General features: G+C 71.4%; 19 protein-coding genes. 5 read left to right on the top strand and 14 right to left on the bottom strand.

Annotation, left to right across the window (positions count from 1 at the left end; translation table 11 throughout):
• Position 1: 1 nt before the first annotated feature.
• From ACX27O_RS03425 to ACX27O_RS03410, 4 genes are all read right to left on the bottom strand, one after another.
• A complete protein-coding gene (locus ACX27O_RS03425; RefSeq protein WP_387220182.1) occupies positions 2-2,056 on the bottom strand; it encodes a DUF5941 domain-containing protein in 2,055 nt (684 codons plus the stop codon).
• On the bottom strand, positions 2,053-2,799 hold the full coding sequence (locus ACX27O_RS03420) for an ABC transporter ATP-binding protein (RefSeq protein ID WP_030329600.1): 747 nt from the start codon (positions 2,797-2,799) through the stop codon (positions 2,053-2,055). Before ACX27O_RS03420 ends, ACX27O_RS03425 begins: the two co-directional genes overlap by 4 nt.
• Before the next feature lies 1 nt (position 2,800).
• On the bottom strand, positions 2,801-3,628 hold the full coding sequence (locus ACX27O_RS03415) for an ABC transporter permease (protein WP_030329602.1): 828 nt from the start codon (positions 3,626-3,628) through the stop codon (positions 2,801-2,803).
• A 71-nt stretch (positions 3,629-3,699) separates the two neighbouring features.
• Positions 3,700-5,070, bottom strand: a complete 1,371-nt coding sequence (locus tag ACX27O_RS03410) for an L-serine ammonia-lyase (RefSeq protein ID WP_210861797.1) — start codon at positions 5,068-5,070, stop codon at positions 3,700-3,702.
• 534 nt (positions 5,071-5,604) lie between these two features.
• On the opposite strand from ACX27O_RS03410, the gene ACX27O_RS03405 reads away from it, so the two are divergent.
• Positions 5,605-5,814, top strand: coding sequence for a PspC domain-containing protein (locus ACX27O_RS03405; RefSeq protein ID WP_030329606.1), 210 nt, complete (start codon positions 5,605-5,607; stop codon positions 5,812-5,814).
• Positions 5,815-6,056: 242 nt separating this feature from the next.
• Here ACX27O_RS03405 and ACX27O_RS03400 read toward each other — a convergent pair whose 3' ends face one another.
• The 7 genes from ACX27O_RS03400 to pdxH all read right to left on the bottom strand — a co-directional run bounded on the left by ACX27O_RS03400 (position 6,057) and on the right by pdxH (position 12,147).
• Positions 6,057-6,881 carry a DUF4230 domain-containing protein gene (locus ACX27O_RS03400; protein ID WP_210864961.1) on the bottom strand — a complete coding sequence of 275 codons (825 nt, stop codon included), beginning with the start codon at positions 6,879-6,881 and terminating at the stop codon, positions 6,057-6,059.
• A 99-nt stretch (positions 6,882-6,980) separates the two neighbouring features.
• Complete coding sequence (locus tag ACX27O_RS03395) at positions 6,981-8,144, bottom strand: acyl-CoA dehydrogenase family protein (RefSeq protein ID WP_458938921.1); 1,164 nt, start codon at positions 8,142-8,144, stop codon at positions 6,981-6,983.
• Between the two features lie 35 nt (positions 8,145-8,179).
• A complete protein-coding gene (locus ACX27O_RS03390; RefSeq protein WP_030329612.1) occupies positions 8,180-8,485 on the bottom strand; it encodes a type II toxin-antitoxin system VapB family antitoxin in 306 nt (101 codons plus the stop codon).
• 187 nt (positions 8,486-8,672) lie between these two features.
• Entirely contained in the window at positions 8,673-9,275 is a 603-nt protein-coding gene (locus ACX27O_RS03385) for a nitroreductase family protein (RefSeq protein ID WP_030329614.1), read from the bottom strand.
• Positions 9,275-10,204 carry an aldose 1-epimerase family protein gene (locus ACX27O_RS03380; RefSeq protein ID WP_458938920.1) on the bottom strand — a complete coding sequence of 310 codons (930 nt, stop codon included), beginning with the start codon at positions 10,202-10,204 and terminating at the stop codon, positions 9,275-9,277. The genes ACX27O_RS03385 and ACX27O_RS03380 overlap by 1 nt, the downstream gene beginning before the upstream one ends.
• 18 nt (positions 10,205-10,222) lie before the next feature.
• Positions 10,223-11,521, bottom strand: coding sequence for an MFS transporter (locus ACX27O_RS03375; RefSeq protein WP_030329617.1), 1,299 nt, complete (start codon positions 11,519-11,521; stop codon positions 10,223-10,225).
• On the bottom strand, positions 11,518-12,147 hold the full coding sequence (gene pdxH / locus ACX27O_RS03370) for a pyridoxamine 5'-phosphate oxidase (RefSeq protein ID WP_051708239.1): 630 nt from the start codon (positions 12,145-12,147) through the stop codon (positions 11,518-11,520). Before pdxH ends, ACX27O_RS03375 begins: the two co-directional genes overlap by 4 nt.
• 279 nt (positions 12,148-12,426) lie before the next feature.
• Here pdxH and ACX27O_RS03365 point away from each other — a divergent pair, with 279 nt between their 5' ends.
• The 3 genes from ACX27O_RS03365 (at position 12,427) to sepH (ending at position 16,121) form a co-directional block, all read left to right on the top strand.
• The gene (locus ACX27O_RS03365; protein WP_030329620.1) at positions 12,427-13,533 is read left to right on the top strand and encodes a citrate synthase 2; all 1,107 of its coding nucleotides are present in this window, start codon (positions 12,427-12,429) and stop codon (positions 13,531-13,533) included.
• Between the two features lie 195 nt (positions 13,534-13,728).
• Positions 13,729-14,856 carry a phosphoserine transaminase gene (gene serC, locus ACX27O_RS03360; protein ID WP_030329622.1) on the top strand — a complete coding sequence of 376 codons (1,128 nt, stop codon included), beginning with the start codon at positions 13,729-13,731 and terminating at the stop codon, positions 14,854-14,856.
• Positions 14,857-15,041: 185 nt separating this feature from the next.
• Positions 15,042-16,121: a septation protein SepH gene (sepH, locus tag ACX27O_RS03355; RefSeq protein WP_030329624.1), complete on the top strand. Its 1,080-nt coding sequence runs from the start codon at positions 15,042-15,044 to the stop codon at positions 16,119-16,121.
• 54 nt (positions 16,122-16,175) lie between these two features.
• Here the strand turns inward: sepH and ACX27O_RS03350 are convergent, their stop codons facing one another.
• Positions 16,176-16,997 (bottom strand): alpha/beta hydrolase, encoded by an 822-nt coding sequence (locus ACX27O_RS03350; RefSeq protein ID WP_358124310.1) that lies wholly within the window; start codon positions 16,995-16,997, stop codon positions 16,176-16,178.
• A 49-nt stretch (positions 16,998-17,046) separates the two neighbouring features.
• Complete coding sequence (locus ACX27O_RS03345) at positions 17,047-17,712, bottom strand: DUF4097 family beta strand repeat-containing protein (RefSeq protein ID WP_210860756.1); 666 nt, start codon at positions 17,710-17,712, stop codon at positions 17,047-17,049.
• Between the two features lie 236 nt (positions 17,713-17,948).
• On the opposite strand from ACX27O_RS03345, the gene ACX27O_RS03340 reads away from it, so the two are divergent.
• Positions 17,949-18,707 (top strand): helix-turn-helix domain-containing protein, encoded by a 759-nt coding sequence (locus ACX27O_RS03340; RefSeq protein ID WP_210860758.1) that lies wholly within the window; start codon positions 17,949-17,951, stop codon positions 18,705-18,707.
• On the opposite strand, the gene thpR is transcribed toward ACX27O_RS03340, so the two are convergent.
• Positions 18,677-19,255 carry an RNA 2',3'-cyclic phosphodiesterase gene (thpR, locus tag ACX27O_RS03335; protein WP_030329632.1) on the bottom strand — a complete coding sequence of 193 codons (579 nt, stop codon included), beginning with the start codon at positions 19,253-19,255 and terminating at the stop codon, positions 18,677-18,679. The two genes, ACX27O_RS03340 and thpR, sit on opposite strands and share 31 nt — an antisense overlap.
• Between the last annotated feature and the right edge of the window lie 4 nt (positions 19,256-19,259).

Genomic DNA, 19,259 nt, shown 5'->3' with positions numbered 1-19,259 from the left:
GTCAGCGCGGCGCGGCACCTCCAACGCCCGCCGGCGCGACCGACGCCCGCGCGCTACGGGCCGGTCGCACGAACCAGGCCAGGACGACGCTCACCACGAAAACCACGAGAAGGTACGCACCGAGTGTAGCCAGTCCGACACCCGCAATACCGACGATCGCCGCGAGCGCCACCAGCACCGAACGTCCCTCCCAACCCAGCGTCGCCGCGTGCAGCGGCGGTGCCGCCTGCCGCTTCTCCAGCCGGGCGGTCAGGTCGTAGTGGTGCACGGTGAGCACGAAGACGTACCCGAAGATCAGCCAGCCGGGCACCCCGCCGACCACGCCGACGGCGATCGCGAACAGGTACTCGGCGGCCCGCAACGCCGCCGGGACCAGCCAGTCCAGCGGACCGTTGTGCGCCGCCCCGGCGCCCAGGCCGCCGACCAGCAGCACCAGCAGCGCCACCGGCACCGCCCACCGGAGCTGATCGGGCGCGTCGTTCAGCAGCGCCCCGACCAGCAGCACCGCCGGGCCGAGCGCGGCGATCACCGCCAGGGTCAGCGGCCCCATCGGGCGCAGCACCGGCAACCAGCGGGCCAGCGGGCCGTCGTCGCGGTGCAGGGTGGCGTCGACAGTGTCCAGCACCGGCACCCACATCCAGCGGGCCCGCAGCGTCCGCAGCGCACCGGTGTACGCGAACGCCAGCACCCCCCAGACCAGCACGGCGATCAGGCTGACCAGCGGGTTGAACAGCGCCACGGTCAGCGCGATCAGCGCCCACCGCTCACCGATCGGGAAGACCACGGTCCGCTTCAGCCAGTACGACAGCGAACCGGTGTCCGCCTGCACCCGGGTCGACGCCGCGTTGAGCCGGTCACCGATCCCGCCGCTGGCGTTCGTCGCCGTACGCGGCCGACGGGCCGCCTCGTCGTGCAGCACCCCGTACCAGGTGTCGGTCATGTGCCGGACGGTCTGCAACGTCATCGCGGCGATCGCGAGCGCCCAGCCGTTACCCAGCCCGGCGTGGCTCACCCCGAAGCCCAGACCGGCGTAGACCACGTACTCCTTGGCCCGGTCCGCCATCGTGTCCAGCCAGCCGCCCCAGGCGCTGAAGTGCCGGGTGTAGCGGGCCAGTTGGCCGTCCACGCAGTCCAGTACGAAGCCGAGATAGAGCAGCACCGCGCCACCGACCAGCGCGGGTCGCCCACCGACCCCGAACAGTACCGCCGCCGCCAGCGCGAAGAGCACCGAGATCACCGTCACCCCGGTCGGGGTGAGCCGGAGCCGCGCCGACAGCCGGACCAGGTACGGCGACCAGGTGCTGACGAAGTAGGTGGAGAAGAAGTCGTCCTTCTCCTTCACCGACAACCGCAGCTCGGCCCGGTCCTCGTCGACAGCGGTCACCGCCGCCTCGGCAGCGGCCAGCCCGGCCGTGTCCTCGACCCGGTGCGCGACGAGCAGGCGTACCCGCTGGGCGAAGATCAGGGTGCCGAGCGCCGCGAGGCCCGCGAAGAGCCGGTCCACGGCGGGCCCGGGGGCACCGGCCGCGGTCGACCCGCCGACCCCGGCGGTCGTCGGCAGCGGCGCCACGTCGCCGACCGGACCGATCGGGGCGGCGACGGGGAGCATTCCGGACGCGGCGGCCCGGGCGGCGGCCGCGAGGGTCGGCAGGTCGTCCACGCCGACCCGCAGCGCACCGCCGAACACGCCGGTGGCGTCCCCGTCGAGGGCGTCCAACGCGCCGGCGTCGACCACCTGGCCGCGCTCCTCCCGGACGGCGGTCCGACCGGGCACCGGCGGGTCGCCGAGCACCAGCGCCACAGTCGGCCCCACCGGGCTGGTGGCCAGGTGCCGCAGGACGGCGGTGTGCGCGACCAGGTCCGTTCCGGTGATCAGCACCGGGGCGGTCGCGGTGGCGACCAGGTCGGTCAGCTCGTCGAGGGTGGCGGCGAAGCGCACCTCGTCCGCCCCGGCCCGGCGCAACTGGGCGGCCAGTCGGTCGGCCAGCGGCTCACCGGTCGCCGTGGTCAGGCCCGCCGCGGGCGTCCCGGCGGCGAGCACGATCGCGAGCGTCACCGCGGGACCGCGGCGTGGTACGCGTCGAGCGCCTCGGCGATGGTGCCGTCGAGCGTCAACCGGCCCGCGTCGAGGTACAACCCCCGACGGCAGAACCGGGTCAGGTCCTTTTCGTTGTGTGACACCAGCACCAGCGTGCGCCCCTCCCCGAGCAGACGATCAATCGTCGCGTAACACTTCTTGCGGAACTCCGCGTCCCCGACCGCGGTCACCTCGTCCATCAGCAGGATCGGGTGCGGCAGGTGCGAGATGATCGCGAAGCCCAGCCGCACCTTCATCCCCGACGAGTAGTGCCGCACCGACGTGTCGATGGCCCGTTCCACCTGCTCACCGGCGAACTCGACGATCTCGTCGAAGTGCCGCTTCAGGTAGCCCGTCGACAGGCCGTGCAGCCCACCGACCAGGTGCAGGTTCTCCCGGCCGGTCAGGTCGTTGGAGAAACCGGCTGACAACTCCAGCAGCGGCGCCACCGCGCCGTGCACCCGGATGTCGCCCTCGTCCGGAATGAGCACCCCGGCGATCAGCCGCAGCAGGGTGCTCTTGCCGGTGCCGTTGCGCCCGATCACCCCGACGGTCTCGCCGGGCTCCACGGTGAACGACACGTCCCGCAGCGGCCAGAACTGGCCGGGCAGCGCACCACGCGCGCCGCGGTGGATGAACAGCTCCCGCAGCCGCAGTTGACGGCGGCGGTTGCGGACGAACCGGATGCCCAGGCCGTCCGCCTCGATGATCGGCGTGGCCACGTCACAGCTCCTTGAGCACGGCGGGCTCCAACCGGCGGAACGACCACCAACCGGCGACCAGCACCAGCAGGCTGCCGACGACAGTGGTGGCGAGCAGACGGGCGTCCGGGAACTCGTCCGGGTACCAGATCGCGTGGTGCAGCTGGAAGATCCCCACCAGCGGGTTCAGCTCGTACACCACCTTCAACCAGCCCGGCAGACCGGACTCCCGGACCAGGCTGAGCGGGTAGATGATCGGCGTGGCGTAGAAGAGCACCCGGATGATCAGACGCATCAGCCGCTCCACGTCGCGCATCAGCACGTTCCAGGCGGACAGCAGCAGGGCCAGCCCGGTCAGCAGGACGGCCTGCACGGCCACCGCCAGCGGCAGGGACAGCAGCGACCAACCGGGGTGGATCCGACCGTGCGCCGCGTAGATCACCGCGATCGCGACCAGGATCGGCAGGCCGGCCGCGTACTCGGCGAACCGGCCGGTGACCCGGCCGATCGGGAAGACCTGACGCGGCACGTTCATCGTGGTGATCAGCCGGGACTGGCCGGTCAGCGCGTTCGTCGCCTCGCTCAGCGCCGAACTGGTCCACATCCAGGCGAAGATGCCGGTGATCAGGAACAACGGGTACGACCCGGCCGCCTCACCGAGGTGCCGACCGGTGTCACGGGAGTAGAGCACCCCGAAGACGAACCAGTAGATGGCGCCCATGCCGAGCGGCTCGATCAACGACCAGAAGTAGCCCAGCACCGACTGCTGGTACTTGACCGCCAGATCCCGCCTGACCAGGATGCGCAGCGAGTTGCGGTGCGACCACAACGCCGCGACGCCAGAGGTCACCGCCGCCTCCCGCCTCCTGAAACGGACGACAGGTTAGCAGTCGGTGAACGATTGCCCCGAATCGACCGGACTCAGCACTCGATCACGTTGACGGCCAGACCGCCCCGCGCCGTCTCCTTGTACTTGACCTTCATGTCGGCGCCCGTCTCCCGCATGGTCTTGATGACCTTGTCCAGCGACACCTTGTGCACACCGTCGCCGCGCAGCGCCAGCCGGGCGGCCGTGATCGCCTTGATGCTAGCCACCGCGTTCCGCTCGATGCAGGGGATCTGCACCAGGCCACCCACCGGGTCACAGGTCAACCCGAGGTTGTGCTCCATCCCGATCTCGGCCGCGTTCTCCACCTGCTCCGGGGTGCCACCGAGCGCCTCGGCCAACCCGGCCGCCGCCATCGAACACGCCGAACCGACCTCACCCTGGCAACCCACCTCGGCACCCGAGATCGACGCGTTCTCCTTGAACAGCACACCGATCGCGCCCGCCGTCAGCAGGAACCGCAGCACACCCTCGTCATCGGCACCCGGCACGAACCGGGTGTAGTAGTGCAGCACCGCCGGAATGATCCCGGCCGCGCCGTTGGTCGGCGCGGTGACCACCCGGCCGCCCGCCGCGTTCTCCTCGTTGACAGCGAGCGCGAACAGCGTCACCCAGTCCATCGCGTGCAGCGGGTCGACCGTCCCGGCCTCCGCCTCCAGGCCGCGCCGCAGCTCCGCCGCGCGCCGCCGAACCTTCAACCCCCCAGGGAGTACGCCGTCCCGCTCGCAGCCGCGCTGCACGCACTCCCGCATCACCCGCCAGATCTCCAGCAGACCGGCCCGGATGTCCGCCTCGCTGCGCCAGGAACGCTCGTTGGCCAACATCACCTCGCTGATCGACAGACCGGTGCGGGTGGTGACGTCGAGCAGCTGCGCCCCGGTCAGGAACGGGTACCGCACCACGGTGCTGTCCGGCTTGATCCGGTCCGCGCCGGCCGCCTCCTCGTCGACAACGAAGCCGCCCCCGACGGAGTAGTAGGTGCGGCTGCGCAGCTCCGCACCGGCACCGTCGTACGCCACGAAGGTCATCCCGTTCGGGTGGTACGGCAGCGACCGACGGCGGTGCAGCGTCAGGTCCCGATCCGGGTCGAAGGCGATCTCGTGCACGTCGAGGATGTTGATCCGCCGCTCGGCGCGGATCCGTTCGACCCGAGGACCGACGGTGTCCGTGTCGACAGTCTCCGGCGACTCACCGGCCAACCCGAGCAGCACCGCCCGGTCACTGCCGTGGCCGTGCCCGGTGGCACCCAACGAACCGAACAACTCGGCCTGCACCCGCGCCGTGTCAGTGAGCAACCCGTCGGCCTTCAACCCGCCGACGAACGTACGCGCGGCCCGCATCGGCCCCACCGTGTGCGAGCTGGACGGCCCGATACCGACACTGAAGAGGTCGAAAACACTGATCATGGCTGCGCTTCCTCGCCGTCGTCCCGGCGTACGGGACCCGGCCGGGTCGTGACCACCGGTCTGGCGGCCCCGATGGTGACCGTCCGGGGTATGGGTGCCGGCCCTCCGGGGTGTGGAAGGCCGATCAGCCAGCCTACCCGCCCAGGCCACCGCCCACCCGGTAACGGGACGTGAACACCCCACGACCGTCCCCCGCCCTCGCCCGGCCCCGTCTCGCCCCGCCTCGCCCCGCCTCGCCCCGCCTCGCCTCACCCCGCCCCGCCCCGCCCCGCAAGATCGTGCTCGATCCAGGGTTTAGTGGCATCCGCGCGGTCCGAGGCCACTACAACCAGGATCGAGTGCGATCTTGCGAGGCGGCCCGGCGGAGACAGGTGGTGGCGGACGGTTCGGGGAGGCGTCAGCGGGGGTCTGCCCGGGTAATGCACCTACGGGTCCACTGGTTGCCACTCCACCTCGGGACCGAGGGCGAGCTGGTCATCCCCTTCTACCGTGGATTGCAGACGCGGCGCACCGCCGCAGAGTGGGAGTACGACGATGAGTCGCAAACTGGTCCGGCCCCGTGAGGGGCGCATGCTCGCCGGTGTCTGTGCTGGCCTCGGTCGGCGGTTCGGCATGTCCGCCGGGATGGTCCGGCTGCTGTTCCTGCTGTCCTTGCTGCTGCCCGGCACGCAGGTGATCGTCTACCTGATCCTGTGGGTGCTGATGCCGAACGAGGACCGCTACCTCGCCTCCACCGGCCACTGACCCCTCCCCGGTAAGACCAGATCTTGGACAGTTTCCGTCACGTGCTGACGGAAACTGTCCAAGATTGCCCGCACCGCTGCCACGCCGGCCGCGAGGGAACCACCGGCGGCGGGCACGAAACCGGGCCGTCAGCGTCAGCCGGGCCGTCAGCAGCAGCCGGGCCGTGAGCCACCGGGCACCAGCCGAGAAGCGCCCGCTCCGACGGAAGTCGGTTCGGGCGCTTCGGCGTACGGGGGGGCAGGTCAGGGAGCCACGTAGGTGACAGTGATCTGCTGGTAGCCGAGGGAGCGGAGCAGCCCCTCCAGCATCTTGCGGGTGTTCTCCTCGGCGCGGGCGGAGAGCCCGCTGTCCCGGGCGGCGGCGGTGATCCGCTCCTCGGCGAGCTGGTAGACCTGCTGCTGCCGGTTGGGGTCGTTGCCGACCAGGTCACCGAGTCGGTTGAGCAGACCGCGCTGCTCGGCGAAGACGTAGCTCTTCTCCATGTCGAGGTTGGTCTCGCCGAGCTGCGGCGCCGGCAACTTGATCTCGACGGACTTGCCGTCGGCGGACTGGACGATGGCCCCGTCACCGATCTTGGTGAAGTCGACGTACGCCTCGACGCTGCCGGCCCCGACGAACAGGGTGCGCTCGTTGAGCAGGAAGTCCGGAACGTTGCGCCGGTCGTTCTGGGTGTCGACCACGACCTGGAAGTTGCCCTCGGCGGCCACGTAGCGGCTGAGGTCCTGGATCGACTTGAGCAGCGGTGGCTGACTGCGGTCGGTCTGCTCCTTGGCGAACGGGTTGCGGAACTCGGGCAGGATGCCGGTCGCCTGAATGCCGAGCAGCACGATCACGGCCAGCGCGGCGGCGCCGAGCAGCAGGAGCAGACCTCGGGCCGCCCCACCACCCCCGCCGGTGCCACCGGTCGTCGGGCCACCGGGGCCAGCCGGGTCGGCGGGGTCGCCGGCGCCCTCCGGGGTATCGGTGGTCCACTCGGGTGTAGCGGTCGACCGCACCTTGAGATCGTCACCGGTCGGGTAACCGGGGAACTCCCTCGTGGGCTCGTTGCTGCCAGCGTCGCGGGCCATCACGCTCACCGTCCTCGTCAGACACGTCGTCTGTCAATGACGGTACGGCCCCGTTACGACAGTCGCGCGGCGAGCGCCAGGAAGCGACAAAGGAGCAGGTCAGGCGAATGCGGAGAGCCCGGTGAGCCGCTGTCCGATGACCAGTTGGTGGATTTCCGAGGTGCCCTCGTAGGTCAGCACGCTCTCCAGGTTGTTGGCGTGCCGCATCACCGGGTACTCGCCGGAGACGCCGTTGGCGCCGAGGATGGTGCGGCACTGCCGGGCGATGGCCAGCGCCTCCCGTACGTTGTTCAGTTTGCCCACGCTGACCTGCTCGGGCCGCAGCCGCCGGGCGTCGGCGAGCCGGCCCAGGTGCAGCGCGAGCAGTTGCCCCTTCACCAACTCGACGGCCATGTCGGCGAGCTTCGCCTGGGTGAGCTGGAACCCGGCCAGTGGGCGAGCGAACTGGGTGCGGGTGGTGGCGTACGCCAGTGTGGTTTCCAGGCAGTCGCGGGCCGCGCCGACGGAACCCCAGACGATGCCGTAGCGGGCCTCGGTGAGGCAGCTCAGCGGCGCCTTGAGGCCGACCGCCTCGGGCAGTCGGGCGTCGGCCGGGAGCCGGACGTCGTCGAGCACGATCTCGCCGGTCACCGACGCGCGCAGCGACATCTTGCGGTGGATCTCCCGGGCCGTGACGCCGGGCGTGTCCATTGGTACGGCGAAACCCCGTACGCCCTCGTCGGTGCGGGCCCAGATCACCGCGACGTCCGCGATCGGGGCATTGGTGATCCACATCTTTCCGCCGGTGAGCACCCAGTCGTCGCCGTCGCGGCGCGCCCGGGTGGCCATCGAGGCGGGGTCGGAACCGTGGTCCGGCTCGGTCAGGCCGAAGCACCCGATCGCCTCACCGGTGGCCATCGACGGCAGCCAGCGTTGCTTCTGCTCCTCACTGCCGTAGCGCCAGATGGCGTACATGGCGAGCGATCCCTGCACCGAGACCAGCGAGCGGACGCCGGAGTCACCGGCTTCCAACTCCTGGCAGGCGAGCCCGTAGGCGACCGCTGAGGTGCCGGCGCAGCCGTAGCCGGTCAGGTGCATGCCGAGCAGGCCGAGCTTGCCGAACTCGCGGGCCAGCTCCCGGGCGGGCACCCGGCCGTCCTCGTACCACTCGGCGACGTGGGGCCGCACCCGGTCGTCGACGAGTTGGCGGACGACGTCACGGACCTGCCGCTCCTCCTCGCTGAGCGACGGGTCCAGGTCGAGCAGGTCCAGCGGAGCGGTCATGGACGCCACCCTAACGAAGCTTCAGGCCGGACCGCTCACTCGATCGGCTCGGAGAGCACCAGCACCCGGGCGTGGATCTGGTTGCGCTGCTGGAGGGCGGCGCGCAGCGCCCGGTGCAGCCCGTCCTCCAGGTAGAGCCCACCGTTCCACTGCACCACGTGCGGGAAGAGGTCACCGTAGAAGGTGGAGTCCTCGGCGAGGAGCTTGTCCAGCGCCAACTCGCGCTTGGTGGTGATCATCTGATCCAGGCGCAGTGGCCGCGGCGGGATCTCCGCCCACTGCTTGAGCGTCAGATTGTGCTCCGGATAGGGACGCCCGTCCCGGACCGCTCTGAAGATCACGACGGCACGCTCCCCTCCCCGTGGCCGGGCCGACCGACGGCGCCGAGCCGGGCCGCGGCGGGCACCGCGCGGCGCGGCACCGATGACCGTGCCAGCCTAGCCGCCCAGCGCACGCTGCGTTCTGCTCCCTGATGTCAGTTTCGCTATCGCTCGTCCGATCCTCAACCGGACGAACGGGACGTCAGCCTCAGTTCCACCGACCGCGTCGCACAACCTCGTCCATCGGACGACGCCCCCGACGCAACGACGGTGACCGATGGTCAGCGGCCCGGTAACCGATTGTGACGGCACCGATGGGCTGGTACTCCGCCGGCACGCCGAACGCGTCCCGGTAGGTGCCGAGCCGCTGCGGCGGAATGCCGAAGAAGCACGCCCCCAGCCCCTCGTCCACCGCGGTCAGCAGCATCAGCAACGCGGCGAAGCCGGCGTCCACGTGCCAGTACGGCACCGGCCACCGGTCCGGGGACTGATCCGTCCAGCCCTTGTCCGGCTCCGCGTACCGCCGCAGGTAGGCCGACTCGTTGGCGTGCGGCACCACGATCAGCGGTGCGCGGCGCATGCCGGCGAGCCACCGCTGACGCCCACCCCCGTCGGGGGTGGTGGCGGCCCAGAACCGGTCCCGGTCGACCGGCTCCTCCAGCACCAGGAAACCCCAGCCCTGGGCGAAGCCGGCCGACGGCGCGCGGACCGCGTGGTCGAGCAGCCGGTCCACCACGTCGGGCGGGACCGGACGGTCCGGGTCGTAGTTGCGCACCATCCGCCGACGGCGGACGACCTCGGCGAACTCCATCAGGCGCCGGGGCGGATGCCCCAGGCACCTCGCCAGGTCGTGCCGGGCTTGAGGGTGAGCAGATCCTTGCCCGACCGGAACGCGTCCGGTGGGCAGGTCATCGGCTCGACCGCCACCGAGCGGCGCTGCCGCTCACCGGTGAGGGCGTCCCCGGTGAACACCTGCCACCAGCCGAACTCGGCATCCGCCCAGATGCTCACACCGGTCGCGCCGTCCGGCGCGGAGAGGCTCACCGACGAACCGCCGTCGGCGTCGCGGATCACGTCACCGAAGCAGGAGTCCAGGACGGCGGCGCCGATCCGGCGGGGGCTGGTCCAGTCGTACTCGGTGCCGGCCACCGGGGTCACCCCCACCGGCAGCAGCCGGCCGTCCACCAGCACCCGGCTGCGGGTGGGCAGCCGCAGCACCAGGTCGTCCACCGCGACGCCGGGCAGTTGCAGGTACGGGTGCACGGAGAATCCGAACGGCGCCAACTCCCCGCCGATGTTGGTCACCTCGTGCTCGGCGCGCAGCCCGTCCGCGTCGACGCTCCACCGGCTGCGCAGCCGCAGCGGCCACGGGTAGCCGAGCTGCGGCGGCAGGTGGTAGCCGACCGTCACGGCGTCCGCGGACTGCTCCAGCAACTGCCACGGCACCCAGTTGACCAGCCCGTGGATGGCCACGTGCCGCTCCGGCTCGGTCAGTGCGAGCTGGTGCGTCCGCTCCCCGAACGAGTAGCGGCCATCGCGGATCCGGTTCGGCCAGGGGGCCAGCACCTGCCCGGTGGAACCCGGGCAGACCTCGTCGGTCCGGTACCCGTCGACCACGTCCACGCCGTCGTGCCGGTACGTCCGGAGCCCACCGCCCACCTCCACGATGACGGCCTCGTGGCCGGCGGCGGAGATGGTCCACTGGGCGCCGGAGAACGGGCGCTGGTCGGGGCTTTCCATGCCGGCGACAGTAACCGGTCAGGCCCGGTCGCCGCTTGACGCCGTCGCCGCCCGGTAACGCAGCAGCACCGGGAACGCGACAGCGAGCACCACCACGAGCACCGCGGAGGCGAGCCCACCGGCCACCCAGGCCACCCCGCCGCCGAACCCGGCAGCCATGGTGCCGGCCCGCAGGTCGCCCAGGCGTGGCCCACCGGCCACCACCACCGTGTTGACGCCCTGGAGTCGGCCGCGCATCCGGTCCGGCGCGTAGACCAGCAACATGGACTGACGCAGCACCGCGCTGATCAGGTCGGCGGCGCCGGCCACGGCGAGCAGCACGACCATCAGCCAGAGCTGGTGGGCCAATCCCGCCGCGGCGATCGCCAGGCCCCAGCCGACCACCGCGAGCACCAGGCCGAGCCCCTGCCGGCGGAGCCGGCCGATCCAGCCGGAGGTCAGCCCACCGATCATCGAGCCGATCGCGATGGCGCTGTAGAGCAGGCCGACCGAGCCACCGCCGCCGAACCGCTCGTGCGCGATCTCCGGAAAGAGAGCCCGCGGCATGGCGAGGATCATCGCGATCAGGTCCACCGCGAAGGACAACAGCAGGACCGGGGTGGTGGCCAGGTAGCGGAACCCGTCGATGACGCTGGCCAGGCCGGCCTTTCGGGCCTGGCCGTCGGCGGTGGGCTCGGGCGGCAGCGACGGCAGCCGCAGCGCCGCCCAGAGCATCGCGGTGAACAGCACCGCGTCCAACCCGTACGCGATCGGCAGCACCACAGTGGTGTCCGGCGAGGCGGAGAGGATGAGACCGGCGGCGAGCGGGCCGGCGACCGAGGCGGCGGTGAAGGTCGTGTAGTTCAGCGTGGTGGCGGACGCCACCAGGTCGTCCGGCACCAGCCGGGGCAGCATGGCGCTGCGGGCCGGCGAGCTGATCGCGAAGGCCACCGACTGCACCGCCATCAACGCCAGCAGCAGCACCGGGCTGCCGACGTCCAGCACCGCCTGGAGCAACAGACCGAGGGTGGATGCCCAAAGCAACAATGAGCCACCGAGCAGCACCGCACGGCGGTCGCGGGCGTCGGCGACCGCACCGCCCCAGAGCCCGAAGACCAGCAACGGTACGAAGGCGGCAATCCCCAGCAGGCCCACCCAGAACGAGTCCCGGGTCAGGGCGTACATCTCCACCGGCACCGCGACGGCGGTGAACTGGAAGCCGAACATCGCCACGGTGTTGCCGAGCCAGAGCCGCCGGTACGCCGGAACCCGCAGCGGACGCACGTCGATCGCCCAGCGGCGCGCGGCGCGCGGCCGCGTCTCCTGCACTCCCGTCACGGCGCCAACCGCTCCACGATCCAGGCACCCTCGTCCCGGCGACGGAAACGGAGCCGGTCGTGCAGCCGGCTGGCCCGACCCTGCCAGAACTCCACCGACTCGGGTTGCACCCGCAGCCCACCCCAGTGCGACGGGGTCGGGATGTCGGCCTGGCCGGCGAAGCGTTCGGCCACCTCCTGGTACCGCTGCTCCAGCGCCGCCCGGCCCGACACGACCTGCGACTGCGGGCTGGCCCAGGCGCCCAGTTGGGAGCCGCGCGGCCGGCTGGCGAAGTACGCCTCGCTCGTCGCGCGGTCGACGGGCGTCACCCGCCCGGCGACCACCACCTGACGCTGCATGGGAAACCACGGAAAGACCAGGCTGGCGTACGGGTTCGCGGTCGCCTCGACGCCCTTGCGCGACAGGTGGTTGGTGAAGAAGACGAAGCCCTCCGGGTCGTACCCCTTCAACAACACCGTCCGCCCGCTCGGCCGGCCGGCCGGGTCGGCGGTGCCCACCACCATGGCGTTCGGTTCGGGCAGCCCGAAGGCCACCGCGTCGGCGAACCAGCTGTCGAACTGGGTGTGCCAGTCGGCGGCCAGGTCAGCCTCGGTCAGGCCCAGGTCCGCGGCGTACTCGTTACGCATCGCGGCCGGGGCGGGTGTGTCACCCGTCACGTCCCCACTCCTTCTCGGGGGCCCCGCCAGCACCCTCCCGCGCTGACCAGCCCGCCCTGCCCAGTCTCACTGAGCCAGGCGGAGAATGCGCGTCCGGGGATGTCGCGTGCAGCACAGTCGCAGCGGGTCGCGTATCCCTTACTCAGCAGGCAAGATGTTCCGAACACATCCCTGAGGGTCGCCTAAGGCGCCCGGCCGATCGGGCCGGATGAGCTGTTCGGGCGCACCGACCAGATCCAGGAGAGCGACATGGCCGATTTCAAACCCGGGCTGGAGGGCGTCGTCGCCTTCGAGACCGAGATCGCCGAACCTGACCGTGAGGGCGGCGCGCTGCGCTATCGCGGGGTCGACATCGAGGATCTGATCGGCCAGGTGTCGTTCGGCAACGTCTGGGCACTGCTGGTCGACGGCCGGTTCGGGCCGGGCCTGCCGCCGGCGGAACCGTTCCCGGTGCCGGTGCACTCCGGTGACATCCGCGTCGACGTGCAGTCCGCGGTCGCCATGCTGGCCCCGTACTGGGGTCTCAACCAACTGCTGGACATCTCCGACGAGCAGGCCCGTGAGGATCTCGCCCGGGTCTCGGTGACAGCGCTCTCCTTCGTCGCCCAGTCCGCTCGCGGCCTCGGCCTGCCGGCCGTGCCGCAGAAGGAGATCGACAAGGCGCAGACCATCGTCGAGCGGTTCATGAAGCGCTGGCGCGGCGAGCCCGACCCCCGGCACGTCAAGGCCGTCGACGCGTACTTCATCTCGGCCGCCGAGCACGGCCTGAACGCGTCCACCTTCACCGCTCGCATCGTCGCCTCCACCGGGGCGGACGCGGCGGCCTGCATCTCGTCGGGCATCGGCGCCCTCTCCGGCCCGCTGCACGGCGGTGCCCCGTCCCGGGTGCTCAGCATGCTGGAGGCGGTGGAGCGCAGCGGCGACGCGGAGGGTTACGTCAAGGGTGTCCTGGACCGCGGCGAGCGGTTGATGGGCTTCGGCCACCGCGTCTACCGCGCGGAGGACCCGCGCGCCCGGGTGCTCCGGCGTACCGCCAAGGAGCTGGGCGCGCCGCGCTTCGAGATCGCCGAGGCGCTGGAGAAGGCCGCCCTGGCCGAGCTTCAGGCCCGCCGCCCGGACCGGGTGCTGGCCACCAACGTCGAGTTCTGGTCGGCGGTGGTGCTGGACTTCGCCGAGGTGCCGGCGCACATGTTCACCTCGATGTTCACCTGCGCCCGGATGGGCGGCTGGAGCGCGCACATCCTGGAGCAGAAGCGGCTGCAGCGGCTGGTCCGCCCGTCCGCCCGCTACGTCGGCCCGGAGACCCGCAAGCCGTCCGACGTCGAGGGCTGGGCGGCCATTCCGCACGGCGTCTGACCGGTACGAAAGGGGCCCTTCCTCGACGCCGGGCGTCGGGGCGGGGCCCTTTTCGGTGGCTGCCGGCGCCAACTGTGGCGAAGGCCTCAGACCTGCCCTCGGGGGCCCGGCTTCCACCGATGGGTCCGGGTGCGAGGATGGGGGCCGGCAGTGTCGCCGGCCCGCCCTCGCCCTTGCGGAAGGATCTTCAAGACCGTGGCTGACGCACCGATCATCCGGATTCCCGATGAGATCAAGCCCGCCGACGGACGTTTCGGCTGCGGCCCGTCCAAGGTCCGCCCGGCGGCGGTGTCCGCTCTCGCCGAGGTCGCGACCACCTACCTCGGCACTTCGCACCGGCAGAAGACGGTCCGTGACCAGGTGGCCCGGCTGCGCTCCGGCATCGCCGAGTTCTTCTCGCTGCCCGAGGGCTACGAGGTGGTGATCGGCAACGGTGGCACCACCGCGTTCTGGGAGGTCGCCACCTTCGGCCTGATCCGCGACCGGGCCCAGTTCGCCAGCTTCGGCGAGTTCGGCGCCAAGTTCGCCAAGTCGGTCAAGGACGCCCCGTTCCTGGGTGAGCCGACGGTCCGCAAGGCCGACGCGGGCAGCGCCCCGACCCTGGTCGCCGAGTCCGGCGTGGACGCGTACGCGACGCCGCAGAACGAGACCTCGACCGGTGTGGCGGTTCCGATCAGCCGGGTGGCCGGGGCGGACGAGGGCGCGCTGCTGCTTGTCGACGCGACCTCCGGCGCGGGTGGCCTGGACGTCAACGTCGGCGAGACCGACGTCTACTACTTCGCTCCGCAGAAGTGCTTCGGCTCCGACGGCGGGCTCTGGCTGGCTCTGATGTCCCCGGCCGCACTGGACCGGGCCGCCGAGATCAAGGCGTCCGGGCGCTACATCCCGGCCTTCCTCGATCTGGTCACCGCGATCGACAACTCGCGGCTGGAGCAGACCTACAACACCCCGGCGCTGGCCACCATCTTCCTGGCCGCCGAGCAGACCGACTGGATGAACGCGCAGGGCGGTCTGGCCTGGGCGGCGAAGCGCACCGCCGAGAGCGCCGCCGCGGTCTACGGCTGGGCTGAGCGGTCCAGCGTGGCCACCCCGTTCGTCACCGACCCGTCGTTGCGCTCCAACGTGGTCGCCACCATCGACTTCGCCGACGGGGTGGACGCCACGGCGATCGCCAAGGCGCTGCGCGCCAACGGCATCGTGGACACTGAGCCCTACCGCAAGCTCGGTCGTAACCAGCTGCGGGTGGCGCTGTTCCCGGCCGTCGAGCCGGCCGATGTCGAGGCGCTGACCGCGTCCATCGACTACGTGGTCGAGCGACTCTGAGGTTCGTCACGTTCGGTGTCCGTGGAGGCCTCCACGGACACCGAACGTGATCATCGCCGCAGCTCAGTCACGACATGCGGGGTGTCGCTTCCCCCACCCCGAGGCAGATGCGCGTACGGTGGTCCGAGACGCCTGGGTGGCCGACTCGTGGCGTGCGGCCAGCGAAGCGGGACGGAGGCAACGCTATGCGCCCAGTACGCTTCGTCGCCCTCTCCGAGGACGGCCATGCCCTGGTTCTCGCCGACGAGGTGGGGCGGCTGCTCGCCCTGCCCATCGACGAACGGATCTCCGGTGCGTTGCACGCCGAGCCCGGTTCGCCGCCGCTCGCGGTGGCACCGACCGCCGCCGACCCGGTTCCGTCTCTGTCTCCTCGGGACATTCAGGCCCGCATCCGCTCCGGTGAGTCCGCGGAGGATGTCGCCCGGATCGCCGGCGTGCCGGTCGACCGGGTGCTGCGCTATGCCGGCCCGGTGCTGCAGGAGCGGGCGATGCTCGCCCAGCACGCCCGCCGCACCCGTCTCAAGGGCGCGGAGAAGCCCACCCCGCTCGCCGAGGTGGTCAACGGCCGGCTGAGCCAGCACGGCATCGACACCGAGAAGATCTCCTGGGACGCGTACCGGCGTGACGACGGCACCTGGCGGATCATCGCCACCTGGCCGTCGGGCAAGGCCACCGCGCAGGCCATCTGGGATCTCGACAAGACCCGGCAGCAGGTCACCCCGCACGACGACATGGCGCAGTACCTGTGCGCGGAGCGGCCCACGCCGATCCTCGGCCAGGAGCCGGCACCGGAGCGGGGCGGGCACGGCCTGCCTGGTCCGTCGCGCGGTGAGCCGAGTCGTGGTGGGCACGGGTTGCCGGCGGCGTCCGAGCACCCGCGCCCGGGCCGCGATCCGATCCGGGCCGGCCGGGACGCCCTGCTCGCGTCGCTGGACCGTCCGCTCGGCGCCTCGTCGGGTCGTGGGCTGGAGCCGCGTACCCCGGCTGCGCTCGCCGGTTCGGACGCGCCCCGGCAGCGGCCGGTCGGTGGGGGTGCCGCCGCCCTGCTCGGCGGTGGCCAGGGGTCGGCCTTCGACGACGATTCGGACGCGCCCAAGGAGGTGCCGGCCGTGCCGTCGCTGGCGGTGCTCCGGCCCCGTCGGACGGGCGCTGCGGCGGCCGCCGGCGGCGAGTCGACCGACGCCAGCGGCAAGCCGCGCAAGCGGCTCCCGAGCTGGGACGACGTGCTCTTCGGCAGCGGCCCGGCCGCCCGCGAATCCTCCTGACGCCGCGCGGTGACGGGTGACCTCGCGTCACCCGTCACCGCGCGCGTTCGGTCCTCACCGACTGTCTGCGGCGCCTTCGCGGTGCGGCGCGGCGACCAGGCGTACGGCATCGGCCACGGCCCGGAAGTCCTTCTTGAGAATCGCGCCGTGGTTGCTGGCGACCTTCGCGCCGATAGTGATGTTCGGGTTGCGGGCGATCACCGCGTCGATGCTGGCCCGGATCTTTTCCTGCTCGTCACCGCGACTGCCGAGGGACCTTCCCGAGGCGACCACGTACCGCACCGGGACGGTGATGGCGTCCAGCACCGGGCCCAGCGCCCGCTCGCGGGAGAGTTCGCCCAGCTCGATGTTGCTGTTCGCCATCTGGTCGGCGTTCATCCGTGGGGTCAGGCCGGTCGGGCGCAGCAGGGGCATGAACAGGTTCATCCGGCGGAACAGCGTGCGGATCCGTTGCGCCGTGGCCTCGTCGAGCCAGTCGTGCGGGAACGCGCCGTCGACGAGGACCGCGCCCAGGGCGCGCTCCGGATTCCGGTGGGCCCAGTGCGCCCCGACGACCGCTCCGTAGGACCAGCCCACCAGTAGCACCCGGTCGACGTTCCGGGCCGAGAGCACGGCGTCGACGTCCCGGACGACTGCCTCGAAGGAGTAGTCCGCCGAACGCTTCGACTTCTTGCCGCGGGCCCGCTCGTCGTAGGTGATGTGGCGGAATCCGGTGCCGAGGTCGGCGATGACCCGCCGCCAGTAACCCTGGGTGGCGAACTGGCCGTTGAGGTAGACCACGGGGATGCCGGTGCCGCCGGTGTCGGTGACAGCAAGGGCCGTGTCGTCGACCGGCACCATGCCGGTCCACGTCGAACTGGTGTTAGGGATCGTCATGTCTGCACTCCTGGTCGCGTGGAAGGTCGGGTGGAAGGTCGGGTGCGACTCAGAGGCTGCGGGCGGTGATGTCGCCGTAAGAGGTGGTGGCGCGGATGTCGAGCGCGGTGGTGCCGTCGTTCTTGAGGCCGTTGCTGACGCGGCCGAAGCCGGTGCCGGCATCCAGGGCGGCCGAGACGCCGGTGGCGGCGACGACCGAGATGTCGCCGGACTGGGTACGGAGCACGACCGTGCCGTGCACGGCCTCGGCGATCCGGATGTCACCCCTCGCGGTGCTGATCTCGGCGGGGCCGTTGAGCCGGCCGACCTCGACGTCGCCGTCGATCGCGGTGAGGCGGACGCTCGCGGCTTCATCGATCTTGATCTGGCGGTACGCCCCTTCGAAGGCGACGTCCCCTAGACGCCCGACGCTACGGAGTTCGGCGCTGGCGGACGTGCCGTCGATGCGGGAGCCGGCGGGCATCTGAACGGTGACCTCCAGGGATCCGGACGGACCGAAGAGCGGGTTGCCCGGGTCCGCCGTCGTGATCCGCAGGACGCCGTCGGCATAGGCGACGGCGGTCTGCTCGGCGGCTCTGGCGTCGCGGCTCTTGGCGGGGTCAGCCGGACGGACCTCGACGGTGGTGTCGGCCCGGTGTGCGGCGATGAGCTGGATGCGTCCGGCGGGGATGTTCAGGATGGCGGAGATCGGGGCGGGGGTGTCGAACTTCTGCATGGCGCTCTCCCGTGCGTGGCCGTTGTTTCTGATATTTGAAACGCTACGTTGCTTTCCAAAATCCGGCAACGACTTCGTTGCGCAGTGCAGGCATTTTCGCAGCTAGACCGCGCACAATCATTGCAATGGACGACGAGATAACGCAACGCCTGAATGCCGCGCCATTGCAATGAGAAGGGAGTGAACGCTACCGTGGGGGCAGCGAACGCCGTTGCCGGATCACCAAGGAGACAGCGATGCCCGGAGGCAGGCTCAGCCAGCAGGAACGCCAGCAGATCGCGTCCGGGCTGGCCGACAGCCTCCCCTACGCGGAGATCGCCCGGCGCCTCGACCGTCCCACCTCGACGATCACGCGTGAGGTGATGCGCAACGGTGGCCCCACCGCCTACCGCGCCGACCTGGCGCACCGGGCCACCGAACGTCGCGCGCACCGGCGCAGCCCGTCCTCGTCGCGGGGGGCCGAGTCGGCACCCCAACCGCACGGGCGGGACGCCCGGGCCGTCGCCGAATACGAGGAGACGTTCACCACGGTCCTCATGACCTCGGGTCTGAACCGGATGGCGGCCCGGGTGCTGACCTGTCTGTACACCACCGACTCGGGCAGCCTCACCGCGTCCGAGCTCGCCCGGCACCTCCAGGTGAGCCCAGCGTCCATCTCCAAGGCGATCGCCTTCCTGGAGAGCCAGAGCCTCGTCCGGCGGCACCGCGACGAACGCCGCCGCGACCTCTACGTCGTCGACGACGAGCTCTTCTACCAGGCGACGATCGCCAGCGCCCGGGCCAACGACCATCTCGTCGAGACCGCACGCCAGGGCGTCGCCGTCCTCGGTGCGCACACCCCCGCAGCAGCCAGGCTGGAGAACATCGCCCGCTTCCTCGACTTCATGAGCGAGAGCATCACCCGCGCCGCCGAACAGGCCCGCGAGGTCCTGCACACCAGACCGGCCACAGCCACGCCCCAGGATCAGAGCGGCCAGGCGGCGATCCGTTCGTAGCGCGGCGGGGTGCCGAGGTGGCTGCGCACGAGTAGCAGCTCGAGCACCGGCCATGGTGGACCTCGATATCCGTCCAGGCTGGCCCGGTCGGCCTCGACGTCCGCCGGGGGCATCCGGTCGCCGGGCCGGGCGACGGTCAGGTGCGGGCGGAACGGCTTCTCGTCGTGCGGTAGCCGGGCGTTCCGCAGCCGCGACCGGACCAACCCCGCCAGGTCGTGCAGCGCCTGCATGTCTCCCCGCAGGTCCACCCAGAGCACCGTGGACCGGCCCCGACCGAACCGGCCACCGCCACCGAGGCTCAACCGGGGTACGGCGTCGCGGCCGTCGCGGAACGACTCGGCGGCCAATCCGAGCGCGCTCTCCACCTCGACCAGCCGGTCGGACCCGACCTCGCCGAGGAACGCCAGGGTGAGGTGCAGATGGGCCGGATCGGCGAGCCGGACGTTGCTGCCGGCCGCAGCCGCCACGCCGACACGCAGCCGGGCAACCTGCGCGCCGAGGTGGTTGACCGCCTCGACGGACGGGTGGACCGCGACGAAGAGCCGCAACCGC

It is taken from the genome of Micromonospora sp. SD19, from assembly GCF_054462275.1.
This window is presented reverse-complemented; position numbering and strand designations above follow the sequence as displayed.